Origin of the sequence: Enterococcus sp. 3H8_DIV0648 (genome assembly GCF_002140655.1) — a bacterium.
GTDB lineage: Bacteria > Bacillota > Bacilli > Lactobacillales > Enterococcaceae > Enterococcus_A > Enterococcus_A hulanensis.
The window spans coordinates 3,340,466-3,341,930 of the sequence record NZ_NGLG01000001.1; the positions used below are offsets into that span (position 1 = coordinate 3,340,466).

The 1,465-nt window shown below is 33.3% G+C and carries 1 protein-coding gene; it reads left to right on the forward strand.

Annotation, left to right across the window (positions count from 1 at the left end; translation table 11 throughout):
- On the forward strand, nucleotides 1–1,465 hold a 1,465-nt coding region (locus A5875_RS15340; protein ID WP_176244694.1), incomplete at both ends, for an isopeptide-forming domain-containing fimbrial protein.

Here is a 1,465-nt window from a genome sequence, read left to right on the forward strand (position 1 = left end):
TTTTTGACACTAATGATTTTTATCCCATTAGTTATTGCAAATGCTCAAGAAACAAGTCATTCCGAAACTTCTGGTATTTCAGAAAGCAGTACATCGAAATCAGAAGCTTTAGACAATAAGGTAGAGAAGAAGAGTTCTGTTAGTAATGAATCAGCAAAAAATACAGCTGAAAGTCAAGAGAGTATTCTTGAGAATAAAGTGCCAGTTACGCAACTGAAGGATACAAATGTTTCTAAAAATACGAGAGTATCATTTGCCGGTGAGTCAATTCTAAATTACCAAAATACAGTTATTCCAGATGATGACACTGAGATTCCAGGTTCCTTTGTAATTAAGTTTATTGATGGGAAAACTTCAGTTGAGCCAATTGGAGAAGGGTGGCAGTCTGTTTCGAGTACTGAGTATGGCTTCGTAGCAGCCGAATGTGAAACTCAGAAAGGAAATATCGGGATACTTTATAAAAATGTTGGGATATATGAAGGAAGAACGATCAATTTGAAAATTACCATTAATGATTGGTCTCAGTTCTCTACAGAAAATGGCTACATTAAATATAGGAAAAACAGTATTGGAACAGCTACTCAAAAGTTCAATTGGGTTGATCAAACTTGGCAATTTGAATATTCCGATGGTCAAACAGTCGAGTTAAAACATACTTATATGACTTGGTACGATATAGATCAGCTACAATTTATGACCTTTGAGTCAAATACTGTTAATAGTATTGCGGCTGTTTATGTTTCTGCCAACAATTGGATGAATTACTCTAATAACGACTCTTTTGGAACAACTTTTTATGCTCCAACTGATGAAAAATCCAATGATGACGATGACTTTGCAATGTATACAACGCTATTTTCTAATGTATCCTCAATCCGTTTTAAATGGGGGAAAGATTATTCAAATCAAAATCCATCAGGGACTTTGGGTGCAGGTGAATTTTTAGGATTTACAGCTAAAAAACCTGCTCGAACAGCTCCTGATGCACCAACCAAAACCGTATCTGACAAAGATGAGTTTAACGAACATGAACGAAACAATCTATATAATATGAACGAATCATTTAAGTATGACATTTATCAAAGTGTACCTGATGAGTACAGTGAGTTTTACTATGATTCATTTACTATCAAAGATAATGTTGATGAGAAACTGAACGTTGAAAATGTAAAAATTTTTAACGGCAACGATCAAGATGTAACTGATAAATTCTCTATTAGCAATATAGGGAACGAGTATAGTTTTTCAGCCAATGAATTCTTTTTGAAGGATAAAAATTTTTACTATACAACGTATCGAATTGAAATCCAAGTTAGTGTTAATAAAAATTTGGAGCAAATTCCTATCGAGGAAAATGGATCAACGTATAAGTACGACAATAGTTCAACTATAAACATAGCTATTGGAAATAAAAATTATTTGAAAGAATCTAACACGGTAAGTACCTATGTTGAAAGACAAAACA